Here is a 17,932-nt window from a genome sequence, read left to right on the forward strand (position 1 = left end):
TCTCAGTACAGTTAAGGCGCGAGTTACTCGTTCAGACTAGCTTATCCCCTTATTCTTCTGGCGAAACTTGCTGGTAAGACATTGCCGTAGTCATCACTGAGTACAATTTTGACTTTGACAAAAAGAGATGCCTTCCAATCTGAGTGGAGTGAAACCATTGTAAAACCTCCAAAACTCAGGCTTGGCAAGTTAACCCGGAAACATTTACAGGTGGAAAATTTTCGATAGCGGTATTGGTTTACCCGCTAACCTGAACGTTGCAAGATCCCACACTTTGGGCTTACGGATGCTTAACACCTTAACAAAACAGATTTCAGGTACCATAACTGTCAAGCGAGAGGCTGGAACGTCATTTGAAATTTGTTTTCCCCAATCCCGTTAATTCCCCCTACTGGCAGTCGTACAGTAAAGGTGGTTCCGACCTTTTCTTGACTAGTGAGTGAGATTTCACCCCCATGCAAATCAACAGAACGTTTCACGATAGCCAACCCCAATCCTGTCCCTGAAATATTGCCAACATTGCTGGCCCGATTAAAGGAATTAAAAACGCGATCACACTCCGTTTGGGGAATCCCTAAACCATGATCTTGGACATTGAAGATTGCATAGTCATTTTCAAAGGCCAAACCAAAATCTATTCGTCCTCCTTGGGGGGAGTATTTAATTGCATTAGAGAGTAAATTCGTAAAGATATGCCGAAGCAATTTCTCATCCATATGTAGTTCTGTAGTTTGTTCTTGCAACTGGCATACAATCTCATGAGTATTCGTAGTAATCTGCAGCTCTTCTACTAGACCTCTGCAAAAATCTGTTAGGTGCATGTGGATGGGTTTAAAGGCGAGATTCCCTGATTCTGCTTTACCCAGTAGAAGCACATCATTTAACAGGCCTGTCATATGTTCTACAGATTGTTGAATTTGTTTCAAGTGCTTGAGCTTCCGAGTATCGTCCCACTTGTGGCCATAATGCTCCAACAGCTCCGCCGAAGACAAAATAGTTGCCAAGGGGGTTCTAAACTCATGGGAGGTCATAGCGACAAAGCGAGACTTGAGTTCGTTGAGTTCCCGTTCCTTGGTCAGGGCTGTGCGGATATCGTCTTCAGCCCGTTTGCGGTCAGTGATATCGCGAATTACAGCCATCACTTCATTCTCGGCACTCACTACAATCCGAGCTTCAAAAAAGCAAAGGTTACTCTCAGACTCCAGTTGATATTCGAGTAGCTGCATCTCCTTAGTGGTAAATGCTGCTTGAATACAGTCAAAAAACGGCTGTGCCGTGTCTTGGCAAAAGATCCTTTCTAGGGACTGACCTAAAAACTCTTCAGTTGGAAGGGGGAACTTGGTGTTCAAGGCATCTTTATAATTGACGAAAATACCATCCCTATTAATGCGAAACATCCAATCGGGCATTGCATTGATCAAGGCCCGATTAGTGGCAACACTCGATTGCAAAGCTGTTTCGGCACGCTCACGTTCACCAATTTCGCTTCTTAATTGCTCATTACTCTGCTTGAGCTCAGCTGTTCGTTGTTGCACTCTTAACTCAAGTTCGCTATGTGCCTGCTGTAAGTCTGCTTCAACTTGCTTGTGATAGCTGATATCTCGACCTTCGAAAATCAGCAACACGACAACACCGAGTTCATCACGGACGGGCTTTAAAGAAAAATCGATGGTTGTCACCTTGTCCTTGGCTCCAAGTACATCCACCTCATACCGAACGAACTTTCCCCTAGCCGCCTCCAATACAGCATTCTGGAGCCGACTTTGAGTCTCTGTTGAATTGGTCCACCATCGAGTTTCCCAGAGTGGACAATTGATCACATCTTCTAAATGGAGACCACCAAACTCCAGAGCAGTTTGATTAGCCTCCAACAAAATACCATTAGGCTTCAAAAGACCTGAGAACTGAAAGGTTTGATTGAAAATAGCCCGAAATCGGCGCTCACTATCATTCAAAGCCGCTTCCGTTAACTTTCGTTCTGTAATATCAACGATATAACTTCGAATCAGATCACTCTCAGCAATAAAGTGAACGGATTGCTCAAAAATTTGGGTTCCTATTTCTACTTCTCTAACAAAAAACTTTTCATGATCCTTGGCAATTAATGTGACTAACCCCTCCAATATTGGGTGTTTAGATTGAAGATCCCGTAGTTGAGGGAATTGGGCTACGGCAGCGGGATTTAAATAAGTAGTTTTGCCTTTTAAGTTAATTTCGATGATGGGGTTAGAAAAGAGCTCTGGGAAAGATGCTAAACGGACAATAGCAGCCTCATTAAAGCTAGCAAGTACCTCACCTGATTGCGTTAAGGTCTGCATTGGATTATGAAGATTAGACAAAAAGCCCGTGACTTCATCAGCAGCACAAGACTCTAGAAAATGCACATCAGCGATATTGTTCGTCATGTAATATCTGGCCCGCACATCCTCGCCAAAAATGACTTCATCACCATGATTCAAATCATGTGTGGTACAAGTATGGTCATTAACTTTCAAACCATTCTTACTGCGTTTACCTTGGAGGTTTCCATCAATCAAGCGAAACATGTGGCTATCGGTATCAGGCATCGTGACCCTCATCAGTAAAGCATGCTGACGAGATGCTGATGGTGATTGAATCACAATCGAGTTGCTGGGATCTCGGCCAATAGAACAAGTCGTTTCCAGTAGTGGAATTGTACGCTTCCCTAATTCATCTTCAATAACAAGAAAATGCTGAACTTTTGTAGAAGATGTTGTCCCAATCATCGATGCACTAAATTAGTTCCATCTAAACTACTTCTTATTAATATGCCCGTTATAGAAAACAACTAACTTCCAGTATCTACCTAAATTAAACGACAATCGAATGAAGTAAAGAACATTTTCGGCAAATCTATTTCATTGCCTCCAAGCAATAATGCAATTATATTTCTTATGTGAATAAAAAAAATTAACAGAAAACATCTCTTCTTGATGTTAGTTAATTGACGAACATTAAATTTAAATAGAGTTTTTTATAGGCTAGGTATTTGTAGCTTATACCAAGCTGTGCCTGAAGGTGTAACTCTCAAACTCGTGAAACCCAATACTGAGTTGGGTTAGCAAATAATTAAAATTACACTCTTAGGTGCTAATTGGTATCAAGTCAATTCTTATTAGTTATTGAGGTTAATTTTAGGACTAAGAATATAAGATACTTAGCATGATTAGTAAAGCATCAATTTATTGAATAACAGTAGCAAATAGCACAGAAGATCTTAACTGAATCTTTACTTCGTCATTAGTTGTATTTTCTGTTAATTTTCAATTCACTATAGATATGCAGACATTATTCTGAGAGATGAGAAAACATTATGGAATTAACAAATTTTTTTTGAGTTCATACTTTAATATGCATGTGCCATTGTCTAAAAAGAATAGGGGAGTAAGGCGATGCAGATTGGTGATACCCGGATTTTGATGATTGAAGATGATAAACAAGATGTTGAAATCATCAAAGAATTACTGGAGGGCCGTCACAGTTTTTCCGCTACTCTTGAACATAGGAAGACATTGGCAGAAGGGATAGCTCGACTTCACCATCATCCTGCCTTCGACCTCATACTCCTTGATCTATCTTTAACTGATGCCCATGGCCTAGAAGCATTTCAACAAATTCAGCTGACCTTCCCTGAAATGCCTCTGATTATTCTCAGTGGCAATCTGGACCCATTGCAAGCACTTCACCTATTGCAGCATGGAGCACAAGATTGTCTATTCAAAGGACATTTTGACGCCACTGTATTATGTTGTTCAATTCAATTCGCTCTAGAACGACAAAATTTACGCTCAGAATTGAGAGAGAAGAACGAATCTTTGAAAAAAATCTCCAAAGAGTTAACAATAGCAAACCGTAAACTTGAAAATATTGCTGTAATAGACAGCTTGACTAAGATTAGCAACCGACGTCGATTTGACACAGTATTTATGTCTGAGTGGGTCCGATTAATGCGGGAAGGGCAACCCCTTTCTTTAATCCTATGCGATGTCGATCACTTTAAGGCCTATAACGATACCTATGGTCACCCGGCTGGAGATCACTGTTTACAGCAAGTAGCCCATGCTATTAAGACAGTTGCCAAGCGGCCAGCAGACTGTGTGGCTCGGTATGGTGGGGAAGAATTTGCAGTAGTGTTACCTAACACAGATCAATCGGGGGCTGTCCATGTTGCAGAGGCCATCAGAGCAGAAATTGAAGCACTCCATATTCCTCATATATCTTCCTCAGTGGGTCATTGGATTAGTCTCAGTTTAGGGGTAGCCAGTGTTATTCCAAAGAAAGAAATCGCTCCCTCTCAATTAATTGAACTGGCAGATCAATCTCTATATATGGCCAAGGAACAAGGTCGCAATTGCCTTCACTTTTTCCAACCTATTCAGATGTAGATCTTCAATCTAGTTTAGTTATAAAAAATTGTGTTTAGTCTAAGATTTAAAAATCAAAGAAATACTTCTATCAGGTAACGATAAACATAAAGTCATTGCGATGTATAAGTTATAAATAGCACAAAATAATCCATTAAATAGCTGCACTTAAGCAACAGTAAAGGCTTTCATACTATTCATATGTATACTTTGTATAGAGCTTATCAGTACTGAATTATATATTAATTAAAAATTTATTTTGCCGTATTATTACGGATGAAAAAAATAATAGTCAAATATTATGATGGCTATAGATACATTGAACAGACAAGTAATATCCTATTCTAATCTTTACTAGAATAAATATAACTCTGATGATAATAGTCAAAGTATCTTACTCCTAAAAATTCATATTTCTAGCATTTATTCATTTATTTCACTTATGTCACAACATAAAGTAGCTTCTCCAAATATGCGAGAGCATCTATCTATTGAAATCCTACAGAACGGACATCTATGGTCGATTGTGAATCATCAACAAACAGGTGTTATTCTCCAAAAGAAATACTATGCAGAGTACATTGGCCCTGGTGCAGCTATTGGAGGTCCATTTGACCCAGAATGTATCAGTATCCATGTATTAGGAGCAGTTGAATATGAAATTCCTAAAACTGACGAGATGCGCTTCAGTGCTTTTCAGAATCGGATAAAGAACATTGAACAATTAAAGGAAATCTGTGAGATCAGCTCCCCCCTCAATAGGGGAATCGCTATATTAGTAATGTTTAGCCAACAGTTCAGTCTGGAAGAGATCCAAAGAATTCCAAATAACTTGTTAGCAATGCTTGTTGGTGTTGCACCTTCCACTATTACTGCGGCTTGGAAGCAGTTCCTGGCAAACCAGAGGAATGCAGAAGTTCCACCTTCCGTCCAATCAACAGGGATGCTGCTAAACAACGTGGTTAGTTTTTATGGATAAAAAATTGATTGCTCTATTGATGTCTCACTTTTCATTGACGAAGGGAGAGTTCTTAGTAAGAAAAGAAATTACGTTAGGATTTGTTTGAGTGGTGTTGCTCGTTCATAACAATGTCCTTGAGCATAATCTATCCCTAATTCTGATAGTGCTTTAAGGGTGGAATATGATTCAACCTGCTCAGCAATTGTTTGCATCTTCATGACTTTGGCTACTTCCTGTATCGATGCCACAATTTCTTGAATGACAGGATCAGTGGTGATGCCTTCGACTAAATTACTATCGATTTTCACATAATCGGCCCCAATCGTCCTTAGTTGGCTAAAGGCTGAGATATCACTCCCGCAATCATTCAATGCGATGTGACAGCCCAAAGCTTTAAGTGAGTTGCACAGGGTTGTTGTTTTGGATAGATGCTTCAATGCAGTGGTTTCTGAGATGAGGAAAGTAACCCGTTCAGCAGGAAAATCATATCTGCTTAATTGCTGCTGGATATAATCAGAGATTCTTCCGCTTTTACAAGTAGCAGCAGATAGAGTGATGAAGAATGAGGATTTATCTTGATTCTTGGCTTGCCTTTTTGAAAGCGCTCGTAGCAGTTGCTCAATCACCCACTGATCAATCTGGGTCATAAAGTCATACTGTTTTACCATTGGTAAAAACATTCCAGGGGAAGAAATTCCTTGCTGGTCGTTTAAGCGTAGCAGTATTTCATATCCCTTGATTTCTGGTTGACCCTTGAGGGAATGAATCGGTTGAGCGTATAGCTGAAACTGATCGGACAGCAGGGCCTGATGGAGTCTGCCAACCCAATACAAAGTTTGATAAGTGTATAGATCGGTATTAACATCACCAATAGTTTGCCAAAATACTCGGTTTTGACCTTGTCTCCTCGCTCCAGCTAAAGCTTGATTCGCCGCTTCTAACAACAATGAAGGAGAATCATTAGTAGTGGGAATATGGCTGGTGACTCCGTAACTCAAGGTGATCGGTAGGCAATGTAAGCCTGAGGAATAATTCATGCTGAGCCCATGGATTTCAGTTCTAATGGATTCAGCGATCAATGTAGCCCCAAGGATATCGGTATGGGGTAAGAGGATAGCAAACTGATTTTCGCTACATCTAGCGACACAATCTCCAGGACGCTTGGCCACTTTGGTCATTGCCTTTGCAATTTGCTGCAAACAATTATCTTTCCAGGCTTGAGAGGGGCAATTGTTTTTTCCTTCTATAGGGTCTATCTCGCATAGGATCAGGGACAATCGTTTCTGTTCTCGCTGAAGTCGTTTCCATTCTGACAAACAGACTTCATCAAAGCCATTTCTATTCAGTACGCTGGTCAGAGAGTCTAGGGTTGCCAGTTTTTCAATTTCTCTTCTGGCGATCTCCAACTGTTTTGATAAGGCATTGATGGTGGTGTCCTGAAGCTCTAGCTCAACTCGATGCTTTTGAAGTTCTAAAGCATGTTGAATAGAGAAGCAGAGAGAAGTGCTATCAAAGTCCCCTTTAACGAGGAAATCTTGGGCTCCCTCTTGCAAGGCTTCATCGGCTACTGTTGGATCTGAATTGCCACTTAGGATAATGAGCGGCTTTTGAGGAAAAGCTTGATGTACTTGATGAAAAGTATCTAAGCCATGAGCATCAGGCAAGGATAGATCCAGCAGAATGAGATCAATGGCTTCACTATCTTGAAGCATATTAATCCCCCCTGACAGAGTATTTCTGTGTTTGAGAGTAAACGGTACTATGGGCATATCATCAAGAAAATGCTGAACCATCTCAACATCTTGATCGTCATCCTCGATCATTAATATCTGCGTACTAGCTACTTGCATGGATCCCCCCGTAAATGCATGGATGCATTTGATTAGTTATTGATCGATTGGCGATATGGAATGGATTGGTAATTCACTAAAGTGTCAATCAGTGGTTGAGCTGGGTCATAATAATGGCCTTGGGCATAGTCGATTCCTAAACTTGAAACTGAGTCAAGAATGGCTTGGGATTCTACATATTCAGCAATAGTCTCCAACCCCATTCTTTTAGCTATCCGATGAACGGCCCCAACAATCTCAATCGAAACTGGATCAACAGCTATATCTTTGACAAATGAGCCGTCAATTTTTACATAATCTGCCGGGATTGATTTGAGGTGTAAGAACGAAGATAGACCATTGCCAAAGTCATCTAAAGCAACCTTGCAGCCTATATCTTTGAGGCCACGACTTAACTCAGCGGCTGCAGAAATATGATTGCTAGCCACCGTTTCTGTGATTTCAAAACAAAATTGTTCCGCCTGTAAGTCATGGTGAACTAATCTCTGACTCAAAAAATGTAATAGTTCGTTGTTCCTACAGCTACTGCTAGATAAATTGATAAAGAACTGAGCATCATGCTGCATGATTCCTTTAATCTCATGCAGATCGGCAAATAAGTGATCAATGACCCAATGGTCAATCCGGGTCATAAAGTCATATTGTTCAGCCATGGGTAGAAATAAACCCGGTGAACTAATGACACCGGGTTGTTCCCATAGTCGGAGTAAAATCTCAAAATATTGCTTGTCAGAACTGGAATTGAGTCGCTGGATAGGCTGGGCATAAAGCCGAAAGTGATCTTTGTCCAAAGCGAGTTGTAATCTGTTCACCCATCGTTGAGTATCGCTAGCGTCCAAAGCTGGATCTAGACAATCAACAGCATGGGAGTATACTCGATTTCGACCGTGTTCTTTGGCAGCATACAAGGCTTGATCTGCTGCTTCAATCAGTAGAGCGGGAGCAACATCCTCATTAGGAATCAGGCTCGCCACCCCAAAGCTAAGACTGATGTAACTACCCACTGAAGACGCCTCATGAGGTAATTGGAGTGCCCCAATTTCTGCTCTGATGGCCTCAGCGACATGCACTGCTCCAGAGCGATCTGTGTTGGGTAACACCACCACAAATTCTTCCCCGCCATACCGAGCCACACAGTCTGCTGGTCGCTTGGCAACCTTAGCAATGGCTCTTGCTACTTGCTGTAAACAGCGATCTCCTGCTGGGTGGCCATGGGTATCGTTATAGGCCTTAAAGTGATCGACATCGCATAGAATCAAGGATAAAGGCCGCCCTTCTCGCATGAGGCGTTGCCACTCAGCTTGAAAGACTTGATCAAACTTGCGTCGATTATTAACTCTGGTTAACCCATCGAAGGTAGCTAAATGCTCTAACTCATGATTCGCAATTTCTAGCTGTTCTGATAGAGCCTGTAAAGCCAAGTTCTTGTACTGCAACTCTAATTGCTGTTTTTGTCTCTCTAATGCGTATTGAATAGTGCGAGCTAGAAGCGTGCTATTAAAGCGGCCTTTAACAAGATAGTCTTGAGCCCCTTCCTGCATCGCTTCAAGGGCAATTGTCTCGTCTGCATTGCCGCTGAGAATAATCAAAGGTAAGGTCGGAAAGGCTTGATGTACCCGATGGAATGTGCTTAACCCTTGGGTATCCGTTAAGGATAGATCCAGTAGAACCACATCAATGGTATTGAATTCATTGAGTAACTTTATACCAGAAGATAGTGTCCGACTATGCTGAAGGGTGACTGAATTATGTTTAACATCCAGCAATTCCCTGACAATCTCTACATCTTGATCATCATCCTCAATCATCAATATTTGAGTTCCGCCCATCTGCATCGATATCCACCCTGATTCTGCTTAAATATCTTGAGGGCACCTCGAAAAAATTATTCTTGATGGCAAATAGTTAAGTACTAATGTGAGGGGGCAACCGTTTTGCAAGAGTTGCACAGTGTCTAATTCTTAAGAAAATCTGTTTTTCGGAGTGCCCTTTAGGTATAACGTATTGGAGCAAAATATTTGCCCGAAATTATACGTACTTCACTGTTTTAATCTTGTTAAATTATCAGTATTAAGTCAGTGATACTAACTACTTCATCCGTCTTGATCTCATTAAATTCGTGCTATAACCTCAGTGATGATACCTATTTTTTCAAAAAAATTAAAGATAGATGAAGAAGTCTTCAGAGAATAGATGAAGAAGTCTTCAGAGAATAGATGAAGAAGTCTTCAGAGAATAGATGAAGATTTCACACCGAATAATATCAATTTGCCAAGAAAAACTTCTTAATGCAGTCTGACAACAGCCCTATCATTTCTGAGCGAATGGTTCTTCTTTACAAGTTCCTGAAATAGCAAAGGGTACTGTTTTTGTAAAATGCTGTCTTTGGCTAGGCTTCTGCAATTTAACATGCAAATGAGGACCAGAACTCCAGTCTGAATTGCCGCTGTAGCCAATGAGTTGGCCTGCAGTGACGTAATCTCCGGCTTTAAGATTCACCCCTAGTGGTCATAAGTCGGTGTAAGAATTATCTTGGCGGGGAAGCCTTAAAAATTGGCTCCTTTCCCCTATAGATAAGCATCCAATTCATTTTCGGTATGGGGTTGACCATATAGAACAACGAAGGGATCAGAATCTTCTAACTTCCTATAATACTTATCCAGATACCAATACAAGGCAATGCTCAATAAAAAGCAAGGCCCTTAAAAGTTTTCAGGCTTTACACCAACTTATGACCACTAGGGATGACTTAGTTCAGCAGGTCGATGAGGGGCTACTGTACTTTAGTCAGACTCCCAATGAAATTACTGTCTTAATGGGCAAATATTGCAAAACCTTGGGTACACAAGCTGCCTAGCTAATCACGGATCTTTATCTGTAGATCTATAGAAGGTATGCGCCGTTTCAGGCACTAGCACTGAGCTCTACAGCCATCGAAGGTGTAATCCAACGTAATGGGGAGAGTGCAAGCAATTACAGCCCTTGGTGAAAAGCAGCAACGAAGAAAAAGCTGTGATCGCGATTTACATTAGCTAGACATATATTGAAATTAGTTAAATATAAGAAAAATTTATAATTTGTATTTGACATCGTATTCCCATTTTGTGTTGTCCAGTGCGAATTAGGACACATTTTAAGATAGACTTTAGTACATACAAGAAGATCTATTGATAGATATTTATCTATTCAATATGTTTCAGGACAGCTTGCCTCCCTGCCCTGTTCTAGAGAACGGCCATCTCTGGACACTCTGTTGACAGGTTCTCGCTTAATTCCTGTGTTTTAAGGGTGAATTGCTTCACTCTTACTTTCTTCAAATTTTTTCTGATTAAGGAGGAATTCAACGTGGATTTTTTGTCCGATTTCATGACACTCTTCCTGGCGAAGTTGCAGTCTCCAACCCTCGGCTTTCTGATTGGTGGTATGGTCGTTGCCGCCGTCAATAGCCGCCTGCAAATTCCAGATGCGATCTATAAGTTCATCGTCTTCATGCTGCTCTTAAAAGTTGGCCTGAGCGGCGGTATTGCGATCCGCAATGCCAATCTGGCGGAGATGCTGTTGCCTGCAGTATTCGCCATGGTCGTGGGGATTCTAATCGTGTTCATCGGACGCTACACCTTGGCCAAGATGCCGAATGTTAAAACCGTGGATGCGATCGCGACCGCGGGCTTGTTTGGTGCCGTGAGTGGCTCTACCCTCGCCGCTGCCCTGACCCTAATGGAAACGGAAGGCATCCAATATGAACCCTGGGCCGCTGCCCTCTATCCCTTCATGGATATCCCAGCTCTCGTGACTGCGATCGTCTTGGCTAGCGTTTATATCAGCAAGCAGTACGATACCGCAGACGAGGTTCTTAGCAAGCAGGAGTATCTCGGTAACCAGGGCGGTACCGCAGTCGAGTATCGCCGCAAGCAGCGTACCACCAAGCGGGTTAAGATATGGCCCATCGTCAAGGAAAGTCTTCAGGGTTCTGCCCTATCGGCACTGCTACTCGGCCTTGCCCTAGGTATACTAACCCGACCAGAAAGTGTCTATGAGAGCTTCTTCAATCCCCTCTTCCGCGGCCTGCTTTCGATACTGATGCTGGTCATGGGTATGGAGGCCACGGCAAGGATTGGTGAGCTACGCAAGGTGGGCCAGTGGTACGCCCTCTATGCTGCAATAGCCCCACTACTTCATGGGCTCATCGCCTTTGGTTTCGGTATGATTGCCCACTACACTACGGGATTTAGCCCTGGTGGCTGCGTAATCCTGGCCGTCATCGCTGCCTCAAGTTCAGATATCTCAGGGCCGCCTACCTTAAGAGCTGGCATTCCGTCAGCTAATCCCTCCGCCTATATCGGCTCATCCACAGCCGTCGGCACGCCAGTTGCGCTTGCCTTGGGAATACCGCTCTACATCGGGCTTGCCCAAGCCCTGATGGGAGGTAGCTGATCCTAGCCGGGTCGCGGTTTGTCGGTACTCCCCTGACCCGGCAACCCACACCAAGGCTAGATCAAGGTGATAGCACTCAGCTCTAGCGTTTTCCTGAGTTTCTATGTAGTTTATTGAATTCACACAAGAGGTAACCCACATGGCCAAGCCAGCTACTAAGCTCGTCATCGTCACTGAAAAGTTACTGCTGAAAAAGATCGCCAAGATCATCGAAGAAGTCGGTGCGACTGGTTATACAGTGGTAGACGCTGGCGGTAAGGGAAGTCGTAACGTGCGCTCGTCGGGACAACCCAGCATTTCCGATACCTTCTCGAATATAAAGTTAGAGGTGATCGCCGAAACTCGGGAGATGGCCCTAAAGATTTCGGATGAGGTCGCAGCGCAGTTTTTCGATGATTATTCGGGCATCGCCTATCTCTGTAACGCGGAGGTACTGAGCTCGTACAAGTTTTGTGGGCCGGACGGCTGTTGAATCTAAACGACGCTCGTTCTCACAAAATTTTAGATCTATAAGAATTCAGTTAGTGTCTCGATTTACTAGCCATTGCTAAGAGGGCAATTACAGCGGTTTTCATGTAGATGGGGGACAGCCACAACTCTTAAAAAGCTTGATCAGTAAATGCTCCAAGATTGAATATGTCCCCTACCAACCTGCGATCCGCTGTAAGTGATTTTCTAAAACCTTTATTTAGTAATGCTTTCAGAATGGCATTTTTTTCTGATGTAAGGCGAATAAATCGGGACACTAACTTTTAAGCGAATCGAAGAATGTCTTTCTGCTTTGACGTAATTGTTTGACTTGAATTTTAGATATGAATACATTCATCGATACTTTATCAATGTCACCGCTCCTCCAAGGGGGCATCTCTCAGCCCTGGCTAATCGCAACGGCTAATGCAGATGAAGCTCCCCTGATTCTCTCAGGTGTCTTGCTCACTCTGGTGGTCATTTATCTGGCCAGTAAGCTGGGCGGTGAGCTATCTCAGCTTTTAAATCTACCTCCTGTTTTAGGAGAACTAGTCGGAGGCGTGGCCATTGGGGCCTCGGCTCTTCACCTGTTGGTCTTTGCTGAAAATGGAACCGTTGCCGCTGATTCGGCCTTGATGCCCATTCTGCAGTTTATCGGTGGCAATCTCAGTGCTGAATCGATTACCTCAATTTTTGAAAGCCAGAGCGAAATCATTGAGATTTTATCTGAGCTGGGGGTGATTATTCTATTATTTGAGATTGGCTTGGAGTCTGATCTTAGAGAGTTAACAGAAGTAGGGTATCAGGCCGTTTTGGTGGCGATTGTGGGCGTTGTTGCCCCCTTTACTGCCGGGACAGCCGGATTGATTTTCCTGTTTCATATGCCGACGATTCCAGCGATCTTTGCCGGGGCAGCGTTAACGGCAACCAGCATTGGGATTACCTCTAAAGTCTTGTCTGAATTAGGTTATCTCAAGTCTAAGGAAGGCCAAATCATTGTTGGGGCTGCCATTATTGATGATGTGTTAGGCATTATCGTCCTGGCTGTGGTCGCCAGCTTGGCTAAAACAGGCGAAGTGGATGTTGTTAATGTTCTGTATTTGATTGGTAGTGCCACCCTGTTTCTCGTGGGTTCCATCTTCTTAGGCCGATTCTTCAATCAAGCCTTTGTGACCATTGCCGATCAGCTGCAGACCCGCGGAAAGCTAGTGATTCCTGCCCTGAGTTTTGCTTTTATCATGGCTTTCCTTGCCAATGCGATTCATCTAGAAGCGATTCTGGGTGCCTTTGCCGCTGGCTTGGTGCTAGATGAAACCGATAAGCGCAAAGAGCTAGATCAACAGGTGATTCCCATTGCCGATATTTTCGTCCCGATTTTCTTTGTCACCGTGGGGGCAAAAGCAGACTTAAGCGTTTTGAATCCTGCCATTCCTGAGAATCGAGAAGGTCTCGTGATTGCCGCCTTCTTAATTGTGGTGGCAATGATCGGTAAGCTCATCACTGGCTGGACCGTTGTGGGGCAACCTGGCATTAATCGATTTGCAATTGGCGTCGGCATGATTCCCCGAGGAGAAGTGGGCTTGGTCTTTGCTGGAATTGGTTCAGCGAGTGGTGTTTTGGATAAACCCTTGGAAGCTGCGATTATTACGATGGTGATTCTGACGACCTTTGTGGCCCCACCGTTGTTACGGGTGGCGTTTAAAAGCGGTGCCATCGCCATTGAGTCTCCGGCAACGAACAACTAATTGATGAGGATGGCTGCGATGGTCTCCGACCGGCCTGTGGCCATCGCAACTCTCTCTCATAAATCCTCGGACCCTCTTTTTTACTAATCCTTTTTAAATCACCATGTTAGAAGCGTTTATATTTGCGACGATTCTCTGTGGCTTTTTTGGCATCATCCTCAAAGAAAATCTGATGATGAAAATTATTGCCATGGATGTGATGAGTACAGGCGTGATCGCCTATTACGTCAAGATCTCCGCTCGTCAAGGGTTATTCACCCCGATCATCACAGATACCCATCAGGGAGCCTATGCCGATCCCGTTCCCCAAGCCGTGATTTTGACAGCAATTGTGATTGGCTTTTCAGTGCAGGCCTTGATGTTGGTGGGAGTGATGAAGCTCTCGCGCGACAATCCCACCTTGGAAAGCCGCGAGATTGAAAAGACTTACACACCATGAATACCCTTACGATCGTTTGGATTGCCCTGCCGTTTTTTGTCGGGTTTGTAGGATATCTGATCCCTAAACTGGATCGATACTTAGCATTGGCTATGACCTTGGTGTCTGCCAGTTATGCGGCTCGGGTGTTGATGGAGCCAGACCCGCTGACCATTCAGCTGATGGACAGCTTTGGGGTCACCCTCAGGATTGATAGTCTCAGTGGCTACTTTATCTTGACCAATGCCTTGGTGACAGCTGCCGTCATTTGCTATTGCTGGGGTACGGGAAAATCCGCTTTTTTCTATACCCAAACCATCATTTTGCATGGCAGCGTCAATGCTGTCTTTATCTGTGCTGACTTCATTAGCTTATATGTGGCCTTAGAGGTCATTGGGATTGCCGCTTTCTTGCTGGTGTCTTACCCGCGCACGAATCGGGCGATTTGGGTGGCCCTGCGCTACTTATTTATCAGCAACACGGCCATGCTGTTCTATTTGGTGGGCGCTGTGTTGGTGTATCAAGCCAATAACTCTTTTGCCTATACGGGCTTGGAACAGGCACCCCCCGAAGCCCTGGCCTTGATTTTTATGGGACTGCTGACCAAAGGTGGCATCTTTGTGTCGGGTTTGTGGTTACCCTTAACCCATTCTGAGTCAGAAACGCCTGTCTCTGCCATGCTCTCTGGTGTTGTGGTTAAAACCGGGGTCTTTCCTCTGGCTCGGATGGCCTTGATGGTAGATGAAGTTGCTCCAGTCATCACTCTATTTGGGATTGGCACCGCCTTCTTGGGCATTAGCTTGGCCCTCTTCGAGCAAGATACCAAGCGACTTTTGGCTCAAAGCACCATTTCCCAACTGGGATTTATCATGGCTGCCCCTGCGGTCGGTGGATTCTACGCCTTGACCCACGGATTAGTGAAAGCCACCTTATTTTTAACTGCCGGGACATTGCCTAGTCGAGATTTTCAGGAACTGCATAAGCAGCCGATTCCACGATCCTTATGGCTGATCCTGGTGATGGCGAGTTGCTCCATTTCCGGTATTCCTCTATGGGCTGGGTTTGCCTCCAAGGCATTAACCCTGAAAAGTGTCCTGTCCTGGCAAATGATCGCCCTCAATATCGCCACAGTGGGCACCATTGCTACTTTTGCCAAATTTATCTTTTTGCCTCATCAAAGTGAATCAAAGTTGATTCGACCGGGGTATTGGGTGGCGGTGCTGTTGCTGCTAGGGGGCTTGCTGGCAGCAAACGGCGCTTATTATCAGGCCTATACCCTAGCTAATATCGGCAAAGCCTTATCGAAGGTGGGAATAGGCTGGTTGGTTTATTGGCTGGTCATCCGCCGCGTGGTGCTGAAATTGCCTCGGGTCCAAGAGCAACTCGAACATTTAATTGGGGGCATGAGCTTAATGTTGGTTCTATTGTTCTGGATGGTGTTGGCATGACTGGATATCTGAATATTCTGCTGCGCTTAGCCATCTGGTTTTTGCTGACCGCTGATTTTGGCATTGCCAATATCATTATTGGCGTCTGTGTGGCCTTGCTCTTGCCGCGCCGCGCCAGTCTGGGGTCCTTAAAAGATTGGCTGCATGCGATCGGGGAAATTATCATTGCCATTCCCCAGGCCTTTTTTGAGGCGATTGAAATTATGGTCCGTCCTCACCGCTATGAAGCGATCACGATGGAACATGTCAAACCGCAACGCACCCCTGGTCTGATTTTTCTCGATATTTTTGTGATTACCTTTACCCCCAAAACCATTGTGCTGAAGTACCACGAGGAAGGGTTGTACGAAGTCCACCGTATCGAACGAAGGAAAAAGTCATGAATATCATCCTAATTGCCATGATTTTGGCCCTGGCGATTCCCATTTATGAAGCCTGCCAGGATGAGGATGTGTGGCAGAAAATGCTGGCCTTTGCCAGTATCGCCAGCAAAACATCGATCATGATTTTGGTGATTTCTGTCCTACGGGATGACTGGATGATTGGCGTCGTGGGGGTGCTAATCCTCAGTGTTGGCAATGCGGCCTTAATGCTTTTGGCCCAGATTATTAAACGGATCAGTGACTGATGATTAACGCGATTAGTTATGTCTTGATGGGCATTGGGATTTTCTTTTGGTTTTGGGGGGACTTGGCCCTTAGTTGGTCACCGCTCGGTGCTCTACAAACTTCATAGCCTCTCTGTGGCCGATACTTTGGGGTCGATGTTAATTGTTGTTGGTTTGCTTCTGAAAATTCCACGGGAATGGCCCCTGCTGGTTCTGGCCATTCTCTCCCTAGCGATCTGGAATACCGTGCTGGGATATGTGTTGGCCTATTGTTCTAGTGATACTAAGGAAACGGGGACGTGATGACTGATAGCTATGTGTATATCATTACTGCCCTGCTGCCCTTAACCGCAGCGATGGTGGTGTTTCAGGTCAATCCTTACCATGCCCTGATTATTCGCGGAATTTTGGGGGCAGTGGCGGCCCTTGTCTATGCCGTTTTGGGAGCGGCAGACGTGGCCTTAACTGAAGCACTGGTGGGCACTATGCTGGCGATTACCCTCTATGCAGTAGCGGTCCGATCCTCCCTGGTGGTGCGCTTGGGTGTGCTCCAGGCAGCAGAACCTCAGGGGTTTCAAGCTTGGGTCGAAGGCTGTCGGGCCATATTTTCTAAGCACTATATGCGCTTAGAACTGGTTGATTATCCCAATGACCAAGATCTCCATCAAGCTCTGAATGAAAAAGAAGTGCATGCGATTTACCTACCCCAGCACCATGCCGCAGAAACAGTGCAGGATCAGGCTCTGATCCGTATCCCCCGACTATATGAAATCATGCAGGCAGAATTAACGTCACCGGAAACAACCCTCACCTATGTGGCGGTGGCTGATTTAGCGGAGGCAAAGGTATGAAGTGGCTTTATATCATTGCGGGCCTTGCCCTGTATGTCAAAATTTTGGTCATGCCCAATCCAGAATTGGATGTTGCTGAATTGTCGATTGTGGAGGCTGTTGTTAAGGATAGCGGTGTTCCCAATGCTTTAGCAGGCATCATTTTCAGAAACCGCCTCTATGACACCATCTTTGAAGTAGTGGTGTTTACGATTGCAATTATGGGTGTCCGGTTTCTACTCTCTGATGAGCAGCCCTCAAAAAAGGTGTATCGGTTTACAGATGAACCCTCCATTGTCTTGGCCAGACTAGGCGCTACCATTGCCTCATTAGTCAGTATCGAGCTGGCGATTCGTGGCCATTTGAGTCCTGGGGGTGGATTTGCTGCGGGTGTGGCAGGCGGTACAGCGATTGGCCTAATTGCCATTACCTCTTCATCCAAATGGATGCAGGGTATTTATCAGCGCTGGCGGGCAGCCATATGGGAGAAAATCTCAGTTCTAGTATTTCTTGTATTGGCAGCCATAACATTGGCTGGTTCTGAATTGCCCCATGGTGAACTCGGTGCTTTGGTGAGTGGGGGTGTGATTCCTCTTCTCAATGTGTTGGTGGCGATTAAGGTTGCCCTTGGCTCTTGGGCTGTCATCTTGGTATTTATTCGATATCGTGGGTTATTGTAAAAGACTCGAAAAATTGGCAGATGTTAAGCATTGCCAATGCTTCTTTATAAGCCCACGTTAGTCACTCTGATCAGTGGAGTCTCTGAAAGGGTTGATTATTTATGAT

16 protein-coding genes and 1 pseudogene are annotated in these 17,932 nt (G+C 44.3%); 13 read left to right on the forward strand and 4 right to left on the reverse strand.

What is annotated here, in order from left to right:
- Window positions 1-329: 329 nt before the first annotated feature.
- Entirely contained in the window at window positions 330-2,747 is a 2,418-nt protein-coding gene (locus tag HRE53_RS27275) for an ATP-binding protein (RefSeq protein WP_235111710.1), read from the reverse strand.
- A 666-nt stretch (window positions 2,748-3,413) separates the two neighbouring features.
- Here HRE53_RS27275 and HRE53_RS27280 point away from each other — a divergent pair.
- Window positions 3,414-4,406: a diguanylate cyclase domain-containing protein gene (locus tag HRE53_RS27280; RefSeq protein WP_235111712.1), complete on the forward strand. Its 993-nt coding sequence runs from the start codon at window positions 3,414-3,416 to the stop codon at window positions 4,404-4,406.
- Between the two features lie 421 nt (window positions 4,407-4,827).
- Window positions 4,828-5,364 carry a hypothetical protein gene (locus tag HRE53_RS27285; protein ID WP_212666912.1) on the forward strand — a complete coding sequence of 179 codons (537 nt, stop codon included), beginning with the start codon at window positions 4,828-4,830 and terminating at the stop codon, window positions 5,362-5,364.
- A 68-nt stretch (window positions 5,365-5,432) separates the two neighbouring features.
- Here the strand turns inward: HRE53_RS27285 and HRE53_RS27290 are convergent, their stop codons facing one another.
- The 3 genes from HRE53_RS27290 to HRE53_RS27300 all read right to left on the reverse strand — a co-directional run bounded on the left by HRE53_RS27290 (window position 5,433) and on the right by HRE53_RS27300 (window position 9,695).
- Window positions 5,433-7,196, reverse strand: coding sequence for an EAL domain-containing protein (locus HRE53_RS27290; protein ID WP_235111713.1), 1,764 nt, complete (start codon window positions 7,194-7,196; stop codon window positions 5,433-5,435).
- A 32-nt stretch (window positions 7,197-7,228) separates the two neighbouring features.
- Entirely contained in the window at window positions 7,229-9,031 is a 1,803-nt protein-coding gene (locus tag HRE53_RS27295) for a bifunctional diguanylate cyclase/phosphodiesterase (RefSeq protein WP_212666910.1), read from the reverse strand.
- Window positions 9,032-9,506: 475 nt separating this feature from the next.
- Window positions 9,507-9,695 (reverse strand): M23 family metallopeptidase, encoded by a 189-nt coding sequence (locus tag HRE53_RS27300; RefSeq protein ID WP_212666909.1) that lies wholly within the window; start codon window positions 9,693-9,695, stop codon window positions 9,507-9,509.
- Window positions 9,696-9,927: 232 nt separating this feature from the next.
- Here HRE53_RS27300 and HRE53_RS34645 point away from each other — a divergent pair, with 232 nt between their 5' ends.
- The 11 genes and pseudogenes from HRE53_RS34645 to HRE53_RS27350 all read left to right on the forward strand — a co-directional run bounded on the left by HRE53_RS34645 (window position 9,928) and on the right by HRE53_RS27350 (window position 17,826).
- A complete protein-coding gene (locus tag HRE53_RS34645) occupies window positions 9,928-10,053 on the forward strand; it encodes a hypothetical protein (RefSeq protein ID WP_255801538.1) in 126 nt (41 codons plus the stop codon).
- Window positions 10,054-10,541: 488 nt separating this feature from the next.
- Window positions 10,542-11,630: a sodium-dependent bicarbonate transport family permease gene (locus HRE53_RS27305; RefSeq protein ID WP_212666908.1), complete on the forward strand. Its 1,089-nt coding sequence runs from the start codon at window positions 10,542-10,544 to the stop codon at window positions 11,628-11,630.
- A 139-nt stretch (window positions 11,631-11,769) separates the two neighbouring features.
- Window positions 11,770-12,102 (forward strand): P-II family nitrogen regulator, encoded by a 333-nt coding sequence (locus HRE53_RS27310; protein ID WP_212666907.1) that lies wholly within the window; start codon window positions 11,770-11,772, stop codon window positions 12,100-12,102.
- Between the two features lie 367 nt (window positions 12,103-12,469).
- Window positions 12,470-13,843 (forward strand): cation:proton antiporter, encoded by a 1,374-nt coding sequence (locus HRE53_RS27315; RefSeq protein WP_212666456.1) that lies wholly within the window; start codon window positions 12,470-12,472, stop codon window positions 13,841-13,843.
- Between the two features lie 103 nt (window positions 13,844-13,946).
- Window positions 13,947-14,282, forward strand: a complete 336-nt coding sequence (locus HRE53_RS27320) for a cation:proton antiporter subunit C (RefSeq protein WP_212663851.1) — start codon at window positions 13,947-13,949, stop codon at window positions 14,280-14,282.
- Entirely contained in the window at window positions 14,279-15,709 is a 1,431-nt protein-coding gene (locus HRE53_RS27325) for a cation:proton antiporter (RefSeq protein ID WP_235111715.1), read from the forward strand. Before HRE53_RS27320 ends, HRE53_RS27325 begins: the two co-directional genes overlap by 4 nt.
- Window positions 15,706-16,092: a Na+/H+ antiporter subunit E gene (locus tag HRE53_RS27330; protein ID WP_235110983.1), complete on the forward strand. Its 387-nt coding sequence runs from the start codon at window positions 15,706-15,708 to the stop codon at window positions 16,090-16,092. Before HRE53_RS27325 ends, HRE53_RS27330 begins: the two co-directional genes overlap by 4 nt.
- Window positions 16,089-16,337, forward strand: coding sequence for a hypothetical protein (locus HRE53_RS27335; protein WP_235111716.1), 249 nt, complete (start codon window positions 16,089-16,091; stop codon window positions 16,335-16,337). The genes HRE53_RS27330 and HRE53_RS27335 overlap by 4 nt, the downstream gene beginning before the upstream one ends.
- Window positions 16,337-16,619: pseudogene (locus tag HRE53_RS27340) on the forward strand (monovalent cation/H(+) antiporter subunit G). The gene HRE53_RS27335 and the pseudogene HRE53_RS27340 overlap by 1 nt, the downstream one beginning before the upstream one ends.
- Window positions 16,619-17,167, forward strand: coding sequence for a DUF4040 domain-containing protein (locus HRE53_RS27345; protein WP_212666905.1), 549 nt, complete (start codon window positions 16,619-16,621; stop codon window positions 17,165-17,167). The pseudogene HRE53_RS27340 and the gene HRE53_RS27345 overlap by 1 nt, the downstream one beginning before the upstream one ends.
- A complete protein-coding gene (locus HRE53_RS27350; RefSeq protein ID WP_235111717.1) occupies window positions 17,164-17,826 on the forward strand; it encodes a Na(+)/H(+) antiporter subunit B in 663 nt (220 codons plus the stop codon). Before HRE53_RS27345 ends, HRE53_RS27350 begins: the two co-directional genes overlap by 4 nt.
- Window positions 17,827-17,932: the final 106 nt, after the last annotated feature.

The organism is Acaryochloris sp. 'Moss Beach' (assembly GCF_021497025.1).
Classification (GTDB): Bacteria; Cyanobacteriota; Cyanobacteriia; order Thermosynechococcales; family Thermosynechococcaceae; genus Acaryochloris; species Acaryochloris marina_A.